The following is a 14759-nucleotide window of genomic DNA, read 5'->3' as shown; positions in this document are numbered from 1 at the left end:
GACCTCCCACGACTGCGGGTGTTCGCCGGGTCGGCCAAGCGGTACGCGTTGAGACTGTCGTTTATTGCCATCCGGTCATCTGAAACGAGGCAGTGGCCGCTCGACAGGTTGCAGCGAAGACAGGGTGCTGCGAATCAGCGGCGTATCTTTTTCGATGTCGTTCAGGCGATCACGTATGCGCAGGGCGGTCGGATGGCCGCCTTGATGATCGACCCAGTCGGCAATTTCCTTGCAGGCCGCAGCCAGGCGCGCCTGACGGGAGTCAAGCAGGGTGAGGAGGGTGGTGATGGACTCTTTTTCGGACATGGAACACCTCCGTTCAGACAAACCGTTGAGAGGCAGCAAAAAGCCCGCGGGCTGCGAGCTCTCTGCCGTTGGGGCGCTGGTCCGTCAGCTGCTTTGAGTATAGACCCCGCCTGTCAATTGCATCAGCCGGCCGATTGTCGCGCCGGTCGCGGCGAGCTGGCCGCATTGAGCCTTTGGCATTCGCGCCGGGCATCTTCCTCAAGATCATAGCCATCACCGATGAAGCCTCCGGTTCGGGTGTCATTGATCCGAAACCAGCTGCTGGATTCGGCAGGTTCATGCTGACTTTCCCCGGCGCGACGGCCGTGAATGATGATCTTGTTGCAGCGCTTCACGACAAAGATGTCTTCCATGGCGTCACCACAGCAAATAGGTGTCAGATCAACTATAGAAGCCTTGGCCGATCGTGCAAAAAATAGCCAGTCAGTTCGTCGGTTGCAGCCACTCGGTGGCGCGCCAATCCAGGCGATGCGTCGGCCTCAACGCCTGTAGAAACTCTGGAACCTGGGAAACCGCGATTGATTGTTCGGCTACCAGCGCGATCAAGACGCGTCCATCATTTGCTCGAGAAACATCGCCAGCGCCACTTCCTCGGCGCGCAAGCCCTTGCGCACCCTCGGGCGTGGCAGTTCGGCCAAGGCACCGAGCAGGAAGCGCTCGACCACGGCCGGGTGGATGTAGCATTTGCGGCACACCGCCGGGGTGTTGCCCAGCTGTTTGGACACGCTCTTGACCATCTCCACCACATGCCGTTTCGCCTCGGCTTCGGACTCCCATTGCAGTTCGCGCAATACCGCCAGGGCCAGCGCGCTGCCGGCCCAGGTGCGGTAATCCTTGGCAGTGAAGTCGGCACCGGTAAGGGTTTGCAGGTAGCTGTTGACGTCGTGGGAGCTGACGGTGTGCCGCTCGCCATTTTCATCCAGATACTGAAACAGATTCTGTCCCGGGATTTCCATGCAGCGCTTGATGATGCGCGCCAGGCGACGATCCTTGACGGTGATCTGGTGTTCAATGCCGCTTTTACCGCGAAACTGGAACAGGATCGCGCTGCCGTTGACCTCGACATGCCGGCTGCGCAGGGTGGTCAGGCCATAGGAGCGGTTGTCCCGCGCGTACTGGGTGTTGCCGACGCGTATCAGTGTGGCGTCGAGCAACGTGATGACCGTGGCCATGACCTTGTCGCGGCTGAAGCCGGGTGCGTCGAGCAGGGTTTCGAGCTGTTTGCGCAACTTCGGCAGCGCCAGGCCGAACTCACGCAAGCGCGAGTACTTGTCGGCGTCGCGTACCTCGCGCCAGCGCGGGTGATAGCGATACTGCTTGCGGCCCCGGGCATCGCGGCCAGTGGCCTGCAAATGGCCCCGCGGATCGGCGCAGATCCACACGTCGGTATAGGCCGGCGGTACTGCCAGCGCGTTGATCCGCTTGATCTCATCGGGGTCGTTGATGCGCTGCCCGTCCGGATCGAAGTAGGCGAATTTGCCACGCAGTTTTTTGCGGCGGATGCCGGGTTGGGTGTCGTCGACGTAATGCAAGTCGGGCGGTAAGACGTCGGCTAGTGCGGTGTCGGGCATGGCGGTGTCCTTGGCGAATCGCTCTGTTACAGCGATTGACCGCGGGCCGTGGCCGTCGTGCCAACCAATTCAGGCCAGCACGGCGACGGCCTTGATCTGCGCCCACAAATGCTGGCCCGGGTGGATGCCGAGCTGATCCCGGGAAAATCGCGTGATCCGCGCCAGCAGCGGTGTTCCACCGGCATCCAGACGAATCAGCACATGCGCGGCGTTGTCCGCCGCCAGCTCGCTGACCACGGTCACCGGCAAGCGATTGAGGATGCTGCTGGCTTCGCTGTTGTGCAGGGCCAGACTGATGTCGCGGGCGTGTACCTTGCAGCGCAAGGCTTGACCGACCGCCATCGGCGCGTGCGTCACGCGGATGTTCATGGCCGTGGCCGGCAATTGCAGACTCAGCAGTTGGTACTGGGCATCGTAGGCGCTGACCTGGCCTTCGATGATCACCCCGGCGTCATCGCCCAGCGCCATTGGCAGGTCCAGCCGCGCGAGGGTCTCGCCAATCGGACCGCTGGCCAGGGCCCTGCCGTCGCTGAGCAACACCAGATGATCGGCCAGCCGCGCCACCTCATCCTGCGCGTGGCTGACATAGAGCACCGGGATGTCCAGTTCATCATGCAGACGTTGCAGGTACGGCAGGATTTCGTTTTTGCGCTGGCTGTCGAGGGCCGCCAACGGCTCATCCATCAGCAGCAGTTTCGGACTGGTCAACAGCGCGCGGGCGATACCGACACGCTGGCGTTCGCCGCCGGACAGATGCTGCGGATGGCGCTCCAGCAGATGGCCGATGCCCAGCAGTTCGGTGGCTTGCGCCATGTCGACACGGCGCTGGGCCTTGGCAATGCGCTTGAGACCGAACTGCAGATTGGCCAGCACTGACAGGTGCGGGAACAGACTGGCTTCCTGGAACACGTAACCCAGCGCACGTTTGTGCGGTGGGACAAAAATCCGACGCTCGCTGTCCTGCCAGACTTCGTCGTTGATCTGGATGAAACCTTGCTCGGCGCGCTCAAGCCCGGCGATACAGCGCAGGCAGGTGGTTTTGCCCGAACCGGAATGACCGTACAGCGCAGTCACGCCACGCCCCGGCAAATGCAGATCAACATCCAGGTTGAAACCCGAATAAGTGATTTTCAGACGTGCATCAATCATCGATCAGCTCCAGCCCGCGCGGGTCTTGCGGCTGGAGTAGAGCGCCAGCAACACCAGAAACGAAAACACCAGCATCGCCCCGGCCAGCCAATGGGCTTGAGCATATTCCATCGCTTCGACATGGTCGTAGATCTGCACCGAAACCACGCGGGTCTTGTCGGGAATGTTGCCGCCGATCATCAGCACCACACCGAACTCACCGACGGTATGCGCGAACCCGAGGATCGCCGCCGTCACGAAACCGGGGCGGGTCAAAGGCAGGATCACGCTGAAGAAAGTGTCCCAGGGATTGGCGCGCAAGGTCGCGGCCACTTCCAGTGAACGGGTGCCGATGGCCGCGAACGCGTTCTGCAACGGTTGCACCACAAACGGCATGGAATAGATCACCGAACCGATCACCAGCCCGGTAAAACTGAAGGTCAGCGTGCCCAGGCCCAGCCATTGCGTGAAGTGGCCGAGAAAGCCATTGGGCCCCATTGCCAGCAGCAGATAGAAGCCGATCACGGTCGGCGGTAGCACGAGGGGCAGGGCGACGATTGCGCCAATGGGGCCGCGCAGCCAGGAACGACTGCGCGCCAGCCACAGGGCAATCGGAGTGCCGACGACCAGCAGGATCGCGGTGGTCAGGGACGCCAGTTTCAGGGTCAGCCAGATCGCCGCGAAGTCGGCACTCGAGAGCGACATTTAGAGCTGGTAACCGTAGGACTTGATCACCGCAGCGGCTTTCGGGCCTTTGAGGTAGTCAACCAGTGCTTTGGCGGCGGCGCTGTCTTTGCCTTTGTTCAGGATTACCGCGTCCTGTTTGATCGGGTCGTGCATGTTCGCTGGAACGATCCACGCCGAACCGCTGGTGACCTTGCCGTCCTTGTAGATTTGCGACAGTGCTACGAAGCCCAGTTCCGCATTACCGGTGGACACGAACTGGTAGGCCTGGGTGATGTTCTGGCCTTCGACGATTTTGGCTTTGGTCGCTTCAGTCAGCTTGAGTTTTTCCAGCACCTGAGTGGCGGCCAGCCCGTACGGTGCGGCTTTCGGATTGGCGATGGACAGGTGCTGGTATTCATTTTTCTTCAGCACTTCGCCTTTGCCATCGACATAACCTTCCTTCGCCGACCACAGCGCCAGGGTGCCGATGGCGTAGGTGAAGCGCGAGCCCTTGACGGTATCGCCTTCTTTTTCCAGTTTTTCCGGCGTGGTGTCGTCCGCCGAGAGGAACACTTCGAACGGCGCGCCGTTCTTGATCTGGGTGTAGAACTGGCCGGTGGCCCCGTAGGCGGCGACCAGTTTGTGCCCGGTGTCTTTTTCGAAGTCGGCGGCAATGGCCTGGATCGGCGCGGTGAAGTTGGCGGCAACCGCCACCTGCACCTCATCGGCGTGAGCGGCGCCAAAGGCAAATACCGCCAGCAAAGAAGCCAGGCAAGTGGGGGCAAAACGTGAGGCACGAATGGTCATAACAGCTCCGTTATTGGCGAGTGCAGAGGGCAGTTATTGTTGGAGGTGGACTGCACCGATGCGAAGGGTGAAACGCTATATAGCGAAATATATAGCGAAATGCCGCTAAACAGGAAGTGCTGTTGTATACAGGATGAGGCTGCGCCGTGCCTCATCCTGGATCGGGTCAGTGTCGGACCAGTTTTGCCAGCGCGCCTTGCGCCAGTTCCCGGGTCAGTTCGGCGCTGCTCAGCTCCTTGCCCAACGGAAAAGCCTGCCCGGCCCAGAGGTTGCTGAACTGCGCTTCGTTTTTTGCACGCAAGGGCATCAGCGCTCCGCCGGCCAGCGGGAAGGCTGGGGCTTTCGCTGACATCGGGCCGATTTCGCGCATCACCCGATTGAGAATGCCGCGAGCCGGGCGGCCGGTGAACAGGTTGGTAATCGCGGTTTCGCTTTCCTTGGCGGTGCGCAGCGCCTGATGATGGGAAGCGCTGACTTTCGCTTCCGGGGTAAACAGATACGCGGTGCCGACCTGCGCTGCCGATGCACCGAGCATCAATGCCGCGGCCACCCCGCGCGCATCGGCAATGGCGCCGGCAGCGATCACCGGTACTTTCACCGCATCGACAATCTGCGGCACCAGGGCAAAGGTACCGACCTGACTGCTCAGGTCATCGCTGAGAAACATCCCGCGATGACCACCTGCCTCGTAGCCCATGGCGATGATCGCGTCGCAACCGTTTTGTTCCAGCCACACCGCTTCATCGACAGTGGTGGCAGACGAGAGGATTTTCGCACCCGTGGCCTTGACCCGATCCAGCAGGGATTTCTCCGGCAGGCCGAAGTGAAAACTCACGACTTCAGGACGAAACTCTTCCAGCACGGCGCACGCTGCTGCATCGAAGGGTGCCCGGTTGGACACCGGCGTCGGTGCATCGAAATCGACACCCAGTTCGCGGTAGTACGGCTCCAGCAGGTTTTTCCAGTCCCGCGCGCGCTGTTCATCGGCAGCCGGTGGCTGATGGCAGAAGAAGTTGACGTTGAACGGCTTGCGAGTGTGTTCGCGGATGGTCTGCAGTTCTTCGCGCAGTTGCTCGATACTCAGCATTGCGGCGGGCATCGAACCCAGGCCGCCGGCGTTGCACACGGCGATCACCATGGCCGAGTTCGTGGCACCGGCCATTGGGCCCTGGATGATCGGCAGCTCGATGCCGAGCAGGTCAAGAATGCGAGTGTCAGGCCATTGGCTCATGGAAGCGGTTCTCCGAACGATGAAACGGGGCAGGGACGGCAGAGCCGGTTTTTTAACAGCAAAACCGGACTCAGGGCCAGCGCGAATTTTCCTCGCACGGACAGCCATGCGCCGTCAGCGTCGATGAAAACCACCGCCACCGCCGCCAAATGAACGGTTCATGACTTGCGAGGAGTTGTGAAAGTTGTTGGTGCGCTGGTTGCCGAAGTTGCGCGCTGCAGATTCACGATTGAGATTCTGCAGCTGGGCAGTGTTGTTGACCGGTGCCGTGCGGGTCGGGCTGCCCTTGACCATTGATTGCCAACCGTTGTCGGTTTTCTTGTAGACGTTACCGTCGTGCCCGGCATAGACGTTGTCGCCGACCCGTGCAGCGCCGCTGTTGCGTCCCTTGACGCCAGCATATTGCGTGGTCTTGTCGGTGTTGGGGTTGTACACCGCGCCACGGTTGGCGGTGACTTGCGTGCCGTTGCGTGCGTTGCCCGCCGTCACTCGGCCGCCGGCGATGGCGCCACCGTTCGGCCCGACCACCTCACCGCTGCGTCCGGCCGCGTAGTTGCCGTTGTAGGCATTGTGTACGGCACCGCGCTGGCCCGCCGCAGCAATCCCGGTGCGCGAGTTATAGGACGAACCGACCTGACCGGCCCAGCGATTGCCGGTCCAGGCGTTGTAGCCGGCGCCGTAACGGCTGACGGTCGCGCGGTCGCCCCACTGACGATAAATGTTGCCGGTGGTGCCGGCCCAGCCACCGGGCCCCCAGGCTACGGCACCGCCGCGATAGCCGTAAGCGGCGCCGCCCCAGGCCAGCGGCGCCGGATACAAGCGCGGCCCCCAGGCATAACCCCAGCCGTAATTGCCCCACCACGGATAAGCGCCCCAGCCCCAACCCATTGCCACGGTGTTGCCGCCCCAGCTCCAGCCGAAGCCGAAACCGAAGGTCCAGCCGGTCCAGGGTGTATAGCGAATCGCGACGCCGAAACCGTAGGTCACGGGCGGCCCATACCAGACACTGCCAACCCACGGGGTGTACGGATATCCGGTGCCGTAAACCACCACACCCGTGGCCGGATCCAGGTTCGACCCTTGATACCCTGGGGTGTAACCAACCACCACCGTGTCGCCGCTGGACTCATAGACTTTGACGTATGTGAGGTAATGCATCGGTGAACTCGGCGGGATTGAATAGATCACCGACGGAACCGAACTGGCGACGACCCACGGTCCGCTGACTGTCGTTGCGGTGAACCAGATGCCGTTCTCCACGGCATACCAGCTGTCGTTGTCGACACGAATGATCGGCGTCGCGCTGTTGACCACATATTGCAGCGACGTGGTGTTGATCGGTTTGAGTTGCGGCTCGCCGTCGAACTGCGGCGCGGTCATTTTCACTGCACTTTTCTTGATCGCCGAGGTTTGCGGGATGGTGGCGGCAATCGCGGCTTCCTTGGCCTGCGGCGTACCGGCGACGGAGGCCTTGACGTTCTCTTTCGGGCTGTCGTCGGGGATGTTGGCGAAGTCGGCAGGCAATTTGTCCGCCGGGGTAAACGTCCACGGCCCGTTCATGTCGGCGGCCCGGAACCAGCGTCCGGAAATCAGCACGTAGCTGTTCTGGTCGCCGATTTCCTTGAAGATGTGCCCTGTGGTGTTGCTCACGTAGAGCAGGCTGGTGCCCTGGATCGGCGACCACTGCGCAGCCCCGTCGGTAACGATCAGCTCGGTGGGGGTGGTGGCGATGAAAATTTTCGGCTGCGGCGGCTTGGCCAGATTTGGCACCTTGTCTTTCGGATCACTCTGCCCGGTCAGCAGATCGACCTGACGGCTCTGGATCGCCACCTGTTTGGCCTTCTCCAGATCGGCCGGCGGTGTCGTCAGACGAGTGTATTCGCCGCTGAGGTTGTCAGCGACCATCCAGCCATCAAACACATGCAAGTAGTGCTTGCCCTCGGCGTCCTTGAGCAATAACGGGCGGGTGTTGATCACCCGCTGCAACGCGGTGCCCTCGACCGCGCGATACGCCGCGTCGCCATCAATATAGACAAGCAGGGCGGGGACGTCGGAACTGATGATCGCCGGCGGGGTATTTTCCAGTGGCGCGCTGTCGGCTTTCTGCTCTGCCGACAACACACCGACGGCGGCCTCGAGTTGATCGAGGGAAATGGTCTTCTTGCGGCTCTGGGCATCCTTTTGCAGTGCCGCGAGCCAGACATCCGCCTCACTGGCATCGGCGGGGAAGTCGGCCTTGATGATCTTGTATTGATCCAGTGCGACCCAGCGCGTGGCCTTGTCGACCAACGTGTGCGCACTGAACTGGACAATGCCGTAGGTGGGTTTGCCGTCGGCGCCGGTGGCTTCGACCGCCGCCCGGGCATTGAGTGTGTAGCCATCCCAGCTGTCGAGTTGCGGCTGGTACACGGTCAGCCTGGCCTTGCCGCTGGTGATCACTTGCGGCCACGTCGGCGCGCTGGGGGCGGCGTCAGCAGCGGCGGGTTTGTCGGCAGTGGCCGGGGCGGCCCACGGGTTGCCGGCGGTCAGCAGGCACAGCATGAGGATTGCAAGCCATGAGCGCGGGTAAGGCATTGTCAGCTCCATCGACAGGGGCCGCTTTCAGCAGGGGGGCAGCGAAAGCACGACCGTCGAAAAAGCATAGTCGCCCGCTCTGGAATGACTGGACGGATTTGCGAATTGGCGCAAAGTCGGGTGGGGCAATGTGTTGCTTTGTGTTATTTCAAGGCGCGAGGATTTGAATCCATTGAGTGAGAGGCAGCCATGTTCAACGGCATTTTGATCGACAAAGACGACAGCGGTTACCGCGCCAGCCTGCAGCAGATCGATGAAGCGCAGTTGCCCGAAGGCGACGTGACGGTGCAGGTGGCGTACAGCACGCTGAACTTCAAGGATGGTCTGGCGATTACCGGCAGCAGCCCGGTGGTACGCCAGTTTCCGATGGTGCCTGGGATCGACCTGGCGGGCACGGTCGAGGTCAGTTCGCATCCTGACTATAAGGTGGGTGATCAGGTGCTGCTCAATGGCTGGGGCGTGGGCGAAAGTCACTGGGGCGGCCTGGCACAAAAGGCGCGCCTCCGTGGCGATTGGCTGATTCCCTTGCCCGAGGCCTTCAGCGCCGCGCAAGCGATGGCCATCGGTACCGCCGGCTACACGGCGATGCTGTGCATTCTGGCGCTGGAGCGTAACGGCGTGACGCCGGATCAGGGTGAAGTGCTGGTGACCGGCGCCAATGGTGGGGTGGGCAGTTTCGCCATCGCCTTGCTCAGCAAACTCGGGTATCGCGTGGTGGCGTCCACCGGCCGGGTGTCCGAGCATGAGTACCTGAAACAACTGGGCGCCAGCGAGATCATCGACCGCGCATCCTTGTCGGAACCGGGCAAACCGCTGGCCAGGGAACGCTGGGCCGGCGTGGTCGACTCGGTCGGCAGCCACACCCTGGCCAACGCCTGTGCCAGCACCCGCGCCGAAGGCACGGTGGCGGCCTGCGGTCTGGCCCAGGGTATGGATTTTCCTGCGTCGGTGGCGCCGTTCATTCTGCGCGGCGTGACCCTGGCCGGCATCAACAGCGTGACCCAACCCAAGGCCCGGCGGATCGACGCCTGGAAACGTCTGGCCAAGGATCTGGACTTCGCCCTGTTACCTTTGATCAGCCACGAAATCGCCCTGAGCGAAGCCATCGACGCGGCACCCAAATTGCTCGCCGGACAGCTGCGCGGCAGGGTTGTGGTCGACGTCAATCGCTGACAGAGTAAGCGCCATTGCGGCCCTGCGTGGCCGCACTTCTATTACAGGGAGCGGCATTTTCGATGGATTTGAAACGACAGCAAATCGACGCCTTCACCGTGGCCGGCCTGCGTGTGCGCACGACCAACGCCGCAGAGCACCAGCCCCATAGCGCAAAGATCGGCCCAATGTGGGGCCGGTTTTTCAGTGAAGAACAGGCCGAGAGTATTCCCGGCAAGATCCCCGGCTCAGCAATTTATGGTGTGTATTCGGCCTATGAATCCGATGCCTCGGGTGCGTTCGATGTCACCGCGGGGGTCGCGGTCAATGCACGACCAAAAGGCTATGAGACCGTACAGATCGAAGCCGGCGAGTATCTGGTGTTCGAGGCGCAGGGCCCATTGCCCGACGCGGTCATTGCGACCTGGGGACGGATCTGGACCTTCTTTGAGGAGAACCCTCAGATTCAGCGCCGTTATGCCACCGACTACGAGGCCTATACCGGCCCCGAGTCCGTGGCGGTCTGCATCGGGATTCGCTAAGGCTGGTTTTCGCGTTCCAGCAACTGGCGTTTGCGCTCCACACCCCAGCGATACCCCGAGAGATTGCCATCGCTGCGCACCACGCGATGGCAAGGGATTGCCACGGCCAGACGGTTGGCGCCGCAGGCTTGCGCCACCGCGCGCATGGACGTCGGTGCGCCAATGCGTTGTGCGATTTCGGCGTAACTGGCGGTGCGACCCACCGGGATTTCCCGCAGCGCTTGCCATACGCGCTCCTGAAACGCTGTGCCGCGCACATCCAGTGGCAAGTCGAGGCCCAGTGCTGGGGCTTCGATGAAGCCCACCACTTTGGCAATCAACTGTTCGAACCCGGCGTCGGCGCCAATCAGGTTGGCCTGACGGAACTGATCCTGCAGATCGCATACCAGTTGATGCGGATCGTCGCCCAACAGAATCGCGCACACGCCGCGCTCACTCTGCGCTACCAGAATTGCTCCGAGGGAACATTGGCCAACGGCAAAATGAATGTCGTTGTTGCGTCCAGCCGCGCGGTAGTCGCCGGGTTTCATGCCCAGCACCTTGTCGGCTGACTCATAAAAGCGGCTGTTGGAATTGAAACCAGCGTCGTACAGCGCATCGGTCACCGTGCCGCCATCCGCGAGCCGTTCACGCACCCGGCGCGAACGATGCGCCGCCGCGTAACCCTTTGGTGTCAGGCCGGTTGCGGCCTTGAACACCCGATGAAAATGGAAAGGGCTGAGGCCGGCGGTTTCGGCGAGTTCATTGAGTGCGGGCACTGTTTCACTCGACTCGATCTGCCGACAGGCCATCGCCACGGTCGCGGCGTGCTGGCTGGCGACTTCAGTCTGATCCTTGCTGGTGCGCTTGCTTGGGCGGTAACCCGCCGCCTCGGCAGCTTGAGCACTTTCGAAGAACTCGACGTTCTGCGGCTTGGGTAAACGTGAAAGGCTGCTGGGGCGGCAATAGATGCCGGTGGTTTTCACCGCATAGACAAACTGTCCGTCGGCCCGCGGGTCCCGTGCAACGACGGCGGCCCAGCGTGGATCGGTTTCAACGTTGATGAGGGGTGAAAGCTTTTTCATGGCGAGTAGTCCGTTGACCTGTTTGATTCAGGTTAACCAGCGGCGATGTTGGTAACACTCCGGGCCTTGCGGTCAAACTTTTCAGATCACCCGGCGACCCGGAAGGTCAGATTGATCCGCCGCTCGCCCAGACGCGGATGCTGGCCGGGCTTGATCGGCAGCACACCGTGAAAACGCAGGCGATCGACCCCGCCCCAGACCACCATGTCGCCGTGCAGCAGAGGAATGCGCTGGCTCTTGTCGCTGCGGACAAAACCACCAAACAGGAACATTGCCGGCAACCCCAATGACAGCGAAACGATCGGCGCCGCGTAGGCATGTTCGTCTTTGTCCTGGTGCAAAGACATCTTGGCGCCGGGGACGTATTGGTTGATCAGGCAGGAATCCGCGTGAAATCCGGCAAATCCTGCGCGTTGCGCCGCTCTCTGTGCCAGTTCGAACAACACTTGGGGCATTGCCGGCCATGGTCTGCCGCTCAGCGGATCCACGGTGCTGTAGCGATAACCGCTGCGATCGGTGATCCAGCCCAGCGCTCCGCAGCTGCTGGTGCCCACTGACATGCTGAAACCGCCCGGGGTCATCATGTGACGCAATGGCGCTGCGGCGAGAACGCCGTCCAGCGCCGGCAACAGTTGATCGATCATCGGCAGGGCGAAACCGCGCAAAACCCACGATTGTTCGCCGATTTGCTCGGCGCGGGGTTGTTGCTCGGGTTCGTGGTCGGCGAACAGGTCGAAGTGGCTCGGTTGCATGCTGCTCATAATGCGTCGTGGAAGATGATGCCCAGAGTATGCCGGTTTCCGCTGTGCAGGCGACTGACGCCATGACGCATGGTCACTCGATAATCGCCACGTGTGCCGCTGACCGGGCGCTGGTTGACCGCGAATATAACAGCGTCACCCTTGTGCAGGTCCACGACGTGTGGTCGCGACTGCAGGCGTGGACGCTGCTCGGTCAGGACGAACTCGCCACCGGTAAAATCCTGTCCAGGCTCCGACAGAAGAATCGCCACTTGCAGTGGGAAAAACAGTTCTCCGTACAGATCCTGATGCAGGCAGTTGTAGTCCTGCGGGCCGTATTGCAACAGCAAGGGTGTGGGCCGCAGTTGGCCGGCATCGTGACAGCGCTGCACAAACCCGGCATGGGTTGCGGGAAAGCGTACAGGCACATTCATGCGTTCGTACCAGCGGTTGGCCAGCGGCACCAGACGCGGGTAAAGCGCAGTGCGCAGACGTTCGATGGTTGTCGGCAGGGGATAGCTGAAGTACTTGTATTCCCCGCGACCGAAACCGTGGCGGGCCATGATGACCTGCGAACGAAACGGTTCGGTCTGCGAATACAGGGCGCTCAAGCGCTCGCAGGTTTGCGCCGACAGCAGCGAGCGGACGATGGCATAGCCATATTGATCCAGATGCTGTTCGAGGCTTGCCCAATCGAGCGCATCCAGCCGAGACGGGGACATTGACATTCTGACTCCTGAACCCTTTGGTCGAGGCTGTCAGTCTGGGCAAATTCCGGCGGCAGAACACTCCGTCGCTTGCGGTCGAATCCGGGTTGTTGGGTTACAGGGCTTTGCTGACGGCGATATCGCTGATCACATCTTCAGTCTGGCCGTGGATGGCATCCAGTGCAGCCTTGGCTTCTTCCACGGTGCCGTTTTGCAGTTGCGCGAACTCGAAGCGGCGCTCACCGTTGAGCTTGTATTTGATGACGTATTTGGTCGTTTGGGCCACGGTCATGCTTACCTTTGCGTTGGGGCAACTCAGCTCAGTTTGGAGCTGGAGCGGCGGATGATCTTGATCGAGTGGGTCAGGGTCGGTTTGCGCGTGACGCTGATGGCGCGCCGGCTGACGGTGTCGATGGTGATGTTCCAGAAACCGGTGCTCGGCGCGGTGATGCGCGCAGGAAACGTGTCGAAAGCACCGCCGTGGTAGGTGTGGCGGCCGCCGTTCTTGAACGCGCGGAAGTTGGCGTCGTTCATCAAGCGGATGTTGCAGGTTTGCGAGCATTGGATGACGACAATGTCGTCTTCGTTGAGGTGCTCGCGCTGGTGAATGAATTTCATGGGCGCCTCCAGAAGGGCTTTTTCTACTAAATCAAAACGATAGCATGTGCGATTGGCGCAGTTTATCAGCCCGAACGGGTTATTATCCCGCCGTCGAGCGCTGCTTTGACAATTAAAAACGGTTATTCGCGATTCGCTGCGGGTTTAATGGAGTAAGCCTCGGAGAAAAATGGCATTACTGCTGTCCGAGGGTCTTTATGGGAGGTATTTGTATGAAGTGGGGTGTGGTGTGTCTGCCGTTGATGTTGGTCATGGGTGGTTGCGCGAGTGTTTCCGAAATCAATGAAACCTTGCCCACCATGAGCGTGATTTCCGGCAAGAAACCCCATGAGTATGCTCAGTGCCTGGCCGACAAGCTTGCCAACAGCCGAGGCGCGCTGCAGATGCAGCCGCACAAGGATGGCGTGCGAGTGATTGTTCCCGGGAAATTTTCCACCGGCGCGGCAGCGGTGTTTGATATCGACGATCGTTCCGGCGGCAGCAGCATCAAGTTGCATGAGCGCATGTCCAATGTGCCTATTCGTCCTCGTGACGTGCAAAACGCCGCCAATGCCTGCATTTCCGGCTGATAGAATAGCGGTCATCAGCACCAATGCCGCCACAGTCATGCTGTGGCGGCATTTTCATTTCTGGAGTCGCGCATGAAGCGAGAGCAAGTACGGGAACGGCATGCAGAGGGCCTTATCTCTGCCACGCATGTGATTCAGAATCCGGCGAACTCGGGTGAGTGGATCGTGTTTTTCAAGAAGAGCGCCGGTCGCAGCTATTTTCTGGTCGACGATAACGACGAAGTCGAATCCTTCGCCCGGCTCGATGACCTGATTGAGATCGTGCGCGGGCTCGGGATCAAATTCGCCGAGATCCACATGTAGGGTCTATTTGCAGACCACCACCACGCTGCGGTTTTTATAGTTGCCGACATCGACCCCCAGGGTCTTGTCGCTTTCCTTGGGTGCCGGCGTGCCGTCGGTACCGACAATGCGATAACCGGTGCCCGCGCAGGAAGCATCGGCTTTTTCGTAGCAGGTGGCCCAGGAGTTGGCTTCCCCGGAGCAGTCGATACTCAAACCCTGTTCGCCGTTGTTCAGGTAGGTGGTTTGCGAGGTGGCACAGCCACCCAGGGCCAATACCGCGATCAGCGGCAGCATTTTGTTCATGTTCATAAGTGTGTCGTCTTCAGCGAGGGAGGGGCTAAACGCTCTGACAGCGCCGGAGTGAAAAGGTTATAGCGATTGGCCACTTGTTTTCATCGGGTTTGCGAGCGGCCACAAAAAAGCCCTGCGCAAGGGCAGGGCTCGGCGCGTGTCGCAACCGGTCAGTCCTGATCTTTGCCACGGCGTTTGGACGACGCAGGGGTGTCAGTGAACACCGACGCCACATCAGTCGCCAGCTGCTCGCTGTCGAAAGGCCCGGCGATGTGTTCGCCATTGGTCGTGGTCAGGTTCCACTTGCCGTCTTTCTTGTCGATCACATACCCGTTGATGATTTTTACCGCGGCCATCTATCTGTCTCGTTCGCTGGTTCAAAGGCGCCATGATACCGACAAATCCTCACATTGGGGGATGATGAGCGTAGAGTGATGCGGCGCATTTGCGTGTTTGAGCTACTCTGTTTTCGCGGGTCGAAGTCGCCAACGGAACTATCGGCGAGAAT

Annotated in this window: 19 protein-coding genes; 4 read left to right on the top strand and 15 right to left on the bottom strand. The window is 60.9% G+C overall.

Going from position 1 to position 14759, the window contains the following annotated elements; genetic code table 11:
- Positions 1–75: 75 nt before the first annotated feature.
- From KVQ82_RS16375 to KVQ82_RS16340, 8 genes are all read right to left on the bottom strand, one after another.
- Positions 76–306: a hypothetical protein gene (locus KVQ82_RS16375; RefSeq protein WP_007964939.1), complete on the bottom strand. Its 231-nt coding sequence runs from the start codon at positions 304–306 to the stop codon at positions 76–78.
- 122 nt (positions 307–428) lie between these two features.
- Entirely contained in the window at positions 429–659 is a 231-nt protein-coding gene (locus tag KVQ82_RS16370; RefSeq protein ID WP_041064505.1) for a hypothetical protein, read from the bottom strand.
- Between the two features lie 189 nt (positions 660–848).
- Positions 849–1877, bottom strand: coding sequence for a DNA topoisomerase IB (locus tag KVQ82_RS16365; protein ID WP_222014489.1), 1029 nt, complete (start codon positions 1875–1877; stop codon positions 849–851).
- Positions 1878–1946: 69 nt separating this feature from the next.
- Complete coding sequence (modC, locus tag KVQ82_RS16360) at positions 1947–3026, bottom strand: molybdenum ABC transporter ATP-binding protein (RefSeq protein ID WP_222014488.1); 1080 nt, start codon at positions 3024–3026, stop codon at positions 1947–1949.
- Between the two features lie 3 nt (positions 3027–3029).
- Entirely contained in the window at positions 3030–3710 is a 681-nt protein-coding gene (modB, locus tag KVQ82_RS16355; protein WP_222014487.1) for a molybdate ABC transporter permease subunit, read from the bottom strand.
- Positions 3711–4478 (bottom strand): molybdate ABC transporter substrate-binding protein, encoded by a 768-nt coding sequence (gene modA, locus KVQ82_RS16350; protein WP_108182818.1) that lies wholly within the window; start codon positions 4476–4478, stop codon positions 3711–3713.
- Between the two features lie 166 nt (positions 4479–4644).
- Positions 4645–5709, bottom strand: a complete 1065-nt coding sequence (locus KVQ82_RS16345; RefSeq protein ID WP_222014486.1) for a nitronate monooxygenase family protein — start codon at positions 5707–5709, stop codon at positions 4645–4647.
- A 114-nt stretch (positions 5710–5823) separates the two neighbouring features.
- A complete protein-coding gene (locus KVQ82_RS16340; protein WP_222014485.1) occupies positions 5824–8283 on the bottom strand; it encodes an autotransporter in 2460 nt (819 codons plus the stop codon).
- A gap of 189 nt (positions 8284–8472) precedes the next feature.
- Between KVQ82_RS16340 and KVQ82_RS16335 the strand changes: the two genes are divergently transcribed.
- Positions 8473–9456 (top strand): MDR family oxidoreductase, encoded by a 984-nt coding sequence (locus tag KVQ82_RS16335; RefSeq protein ID WP_222014483.1) that lies wholly within the window; start codon positions 8473–8475, stop codon positions 9454–9456.
- Positions 9457–9518: 62 nt separating this feature from the next.
- Complete coding sequence (locus tag KVQ82_RS16330; RefSeq protein ID WP_198759467.1) at positions 9519–9977, top strand: GyrI-like domain-containing protein; 459 nt, start codon at positions 9519–9521, stop codon at positions 9975–9977.
- On the opposite strand, the gene ada is transcribed toward KVQ82_RS16330, so the two are convergent.
- The 5 genes from ada to KVQ82_RS16305 all read right to left on the bottom strand — a co-directional run bounded on the left by ada (position 9974) and on the right by KVQ82_RS16305 (position 13106).
- Positions 9974–11041, bottom strand: coding sequence for a bifunctional DNA-binding transcriptional regulator/O6-methylguanine-DNA methyltransferase Ada (ada, locus tag KVQ82_RS16325; RefSeq protein ID WP_222014482.1), 1068 nt, complete (start codon positions 11039–11041; stop codon positions 9974–9976). The two genes, KVQ82_RS16330 and ada, sit on opposite strands and share 4 nt — an antisense overlap.
- A gap of 86 nt (positions 11042–11127) precedes the next feature.
- Positions 11128–11793 (bottom strand): DNA oxidative demethylase AlkB, encoded by a 666-nt coding sequence (gene alkB / locus KVQ82_RS16320; RefSeq protein WP_222019410.1) that lies wholly within the window; start codon positions 11791–11793, stop codon positions 11128–11130.
- A gap of 5 nt (positions 11794–11798) precedes the next feature.
- Entirely contained in the window at positions 11799–12509 is a 711-nt protein-coding gene (locus tag KVQ82_RS16315) for a 2OG-Fe(II) oxygenase (protein ID WP_222014481.1), read from the bottom strand.
- Between the two features lie 94 nt (positions 12510–12603).
- A complete protein-coding gene (locus KVQ82_RS16310; RefSeq protein ID WP_162531605.1) occupies positions 12604–12780 on the bottom strand; it encodes a hypothetical protein in 177 nt (58 codons plus the stop codon).
- 23 nt (positions 12781–12803) lie between these two features.
- Positions 12804–13106, bottom strand: coding sequence for a DUF1883 domain-containing protein (locus KVQ82_RS16305; RefSeq protein WP_041064472.1), 303 nt, complete (start codon positions 13104–13106; stop codon positions 12804–12806).
- A gap of 212 nt (positions 13107–13318) precedes the next feature.
- Between KVQ82_RS16305 and KVQ82_RS16300 the strand changes: the two genes are divergently transcribed.
- Together KVQ82_RS16300 and KVQ82_RS16295 are read left to right on the top strand one after the other, a co-directional pair.
- A complete protein-coding gene (locus KVQ82_RS16300; protein ID WP_003225393.1) occupies positions 13319–13675 on the top strand; it encodes a hypothetical protein in 357 nt (118 codons plus the stop codon).
- 72 nt (positions 13676–13747) lie between these two features.
- Positions 13748–13978 (top strand): hypothetical protein, encoded by a 231-nt coding sequence (locus KVQ82_RS16295; protein WP_027612691.1) that lies wholly within the window; start codon positions 13748–13750, stop codon positions 13976–13978.
- Between the two features lie 3 nt (positions 13979–13981).
- Here the strand turns inward: KVQ82_RS16295 and KVQ82_RS16290 are convergent, their stop codons facing one another.
- Positions 13982–14269: a hypothetical protein gene (locus KVQ82_RS16290; protein ID WP_131671764.1), complete on the bottom strand. Its 288-nt coding sequence runs from the start codon at positions 14267–14269 to the stop codon at positions 13982–13984.
- 152 nt (positions 14270–14421) lie between these two features.
- Positions 14422–14607, bottom strand: a complete 186-nt coding sequence (locus KVQ82_RS16285) for a hypothetical protein (protein WP_007964653.1) — start codon at positions 14605–14607, stop codon at positions 14422–14424.
- Between the last annotated feature and the right edge of the window lie 152 nt (positions 14608–14759).

The sequence above is a fragment of the Pseudomonas sp. AO-1 genome (assembly GCF_019775695.1).
GTDB lineage: Bacteria > Pseudomonadota > Gammaproteobacteria > Pseudomonadales > Pseudomonadaceae > Aquipseudomonas > Aquipseudomonas parakoreensis.
This window is presented reverse-complemented; position numbering and strand designations above follow the sequence as displayed.

Coding starts and splice junctions, on each gene's coding strand:
- KVQ82_RS16375 (WP_007964939.1), bottom strand. CDS start 306: ATGTCCGAAAAAGAGTCCATCACCACCCTCCTCACCCTGCTTGACTCC.
- KVQ82_RS16370 (WP_041064505.1), bottom strand. CDS start 659: ATGGAAGACATCTTTGTCGTGAAGCGCTGCAACAAGATCATCATTCAC.
- KVQ82_RS16365 (WP_222014489.1), bottom strand. CDS start 1,877: ATGCCCGACACCGCACTAGCCGACGTCTTACCGCCCGACTTGCATTAC.
- modC (WP_222014488.1), bottom strand. CDS start 3,026: ATGATTGATGCACGTCTGAAAATCACTTATTCGGGTTTCAACCTGGAT.
- modB (WP_222014487.1), bottom strand. CDS start 3,710: ATGTCGCTCTCGAGTGCCGACTTCGCGGCGATCTGGCTGACCCTGAAA.
- modA (WP_108182818.1), bottom strand. CDS start 4,478: ATGACCATTCGTGCCTCACGTTTTGCCCCCACTTGCCTGGCTTCTTTG.
- KVQ82_RS16345 (WP_222014486.1), bottom strand. CDS start 5,709: ATGAGCCAATGGCCTGACACTCGCATTCTTGACCTGCTCGGCATCGAG.
- KVQ82_RS16340 (WP_222014485.1), bottom strand. CDS start 8,283: ATGCCTTACCCGCGCTCATGGCTTGCAATCCTCATGCTGTGCCTGCTG.
- KVQ82_RS16335 (WP_222014483.1), top strand. CDS start 8,473: ATGTTCAACGGCATTTTGATCGACAAAGACGACAGCGGTTACCGCGCC.
- KVQ82_RS16330 (WP_198759467.1), top strand. CDS start 9,519: ATGGATTTGAAACGACAGCAAATCGACGCCTTCACCGTGGCCGGCCTG.
- ada (WP_222014482.1), bottom strand. CDS start 11,041: ATGAAAAAGCTTTCACCCCTCATCAACGTTGAAACCGATCCACGCTGG.
- alkB (WP_222019410.1), bottom strand. CDS start 11,793: ATGCAACCGAGCCACTTCGACCTGTTCGCCGACCACGAACCCGAGCAA.
- KVQ82_RS16315 (WP_222014481.1), bottom strand. CDS start 12,509: ATGTCAATGTCCCCGTCTCGGCTGGATGCGCTCGATTGGGCAAGCCTC.
- KVQ82_RS16310 (WP_162531605.1), bottom strand. CDS start 12,780: ATGACCGTGGCCCAAACGACCAAATACGTCATCAAATACAAGCTCAAC.
- KVQ82_RS16305 (WP_041064472.1), bottom strand. CDS start 13,106: ATGAAATTCATTCACCAGCGCGAGCACCTCAACGAAGACGACATTGTC.
- KVQ82_RS16300 (WP_003225393.1), top strand. CDS start 13,319: ATGAAGTGGGGTGTGGTGTGTCTGCCGTTGATGTTGGTCATGGGTGGT.
- KVQ82_RS16295 (WP_027612691.1), top strand. CDS start 13,748: ATGAAGCGAGAGCAAGTACGGGAACGGCATGCAGAGGGCCTTATCTCT.
- KVQ82_RS16290 (WP_131671764.1), bottom strand. CDS start 14,269: ATGAACATGAACAAAATGCTGCCGCTGATCGCGGTATTGGCCCTGGGT.
- KVQ82_RS16285 (WP_007964653.1), bottom strand. CDS start 14,607: ATGGCCGCGGTAAAAATCATCAACGGGTATGTGATCGACAAGAAAGAC.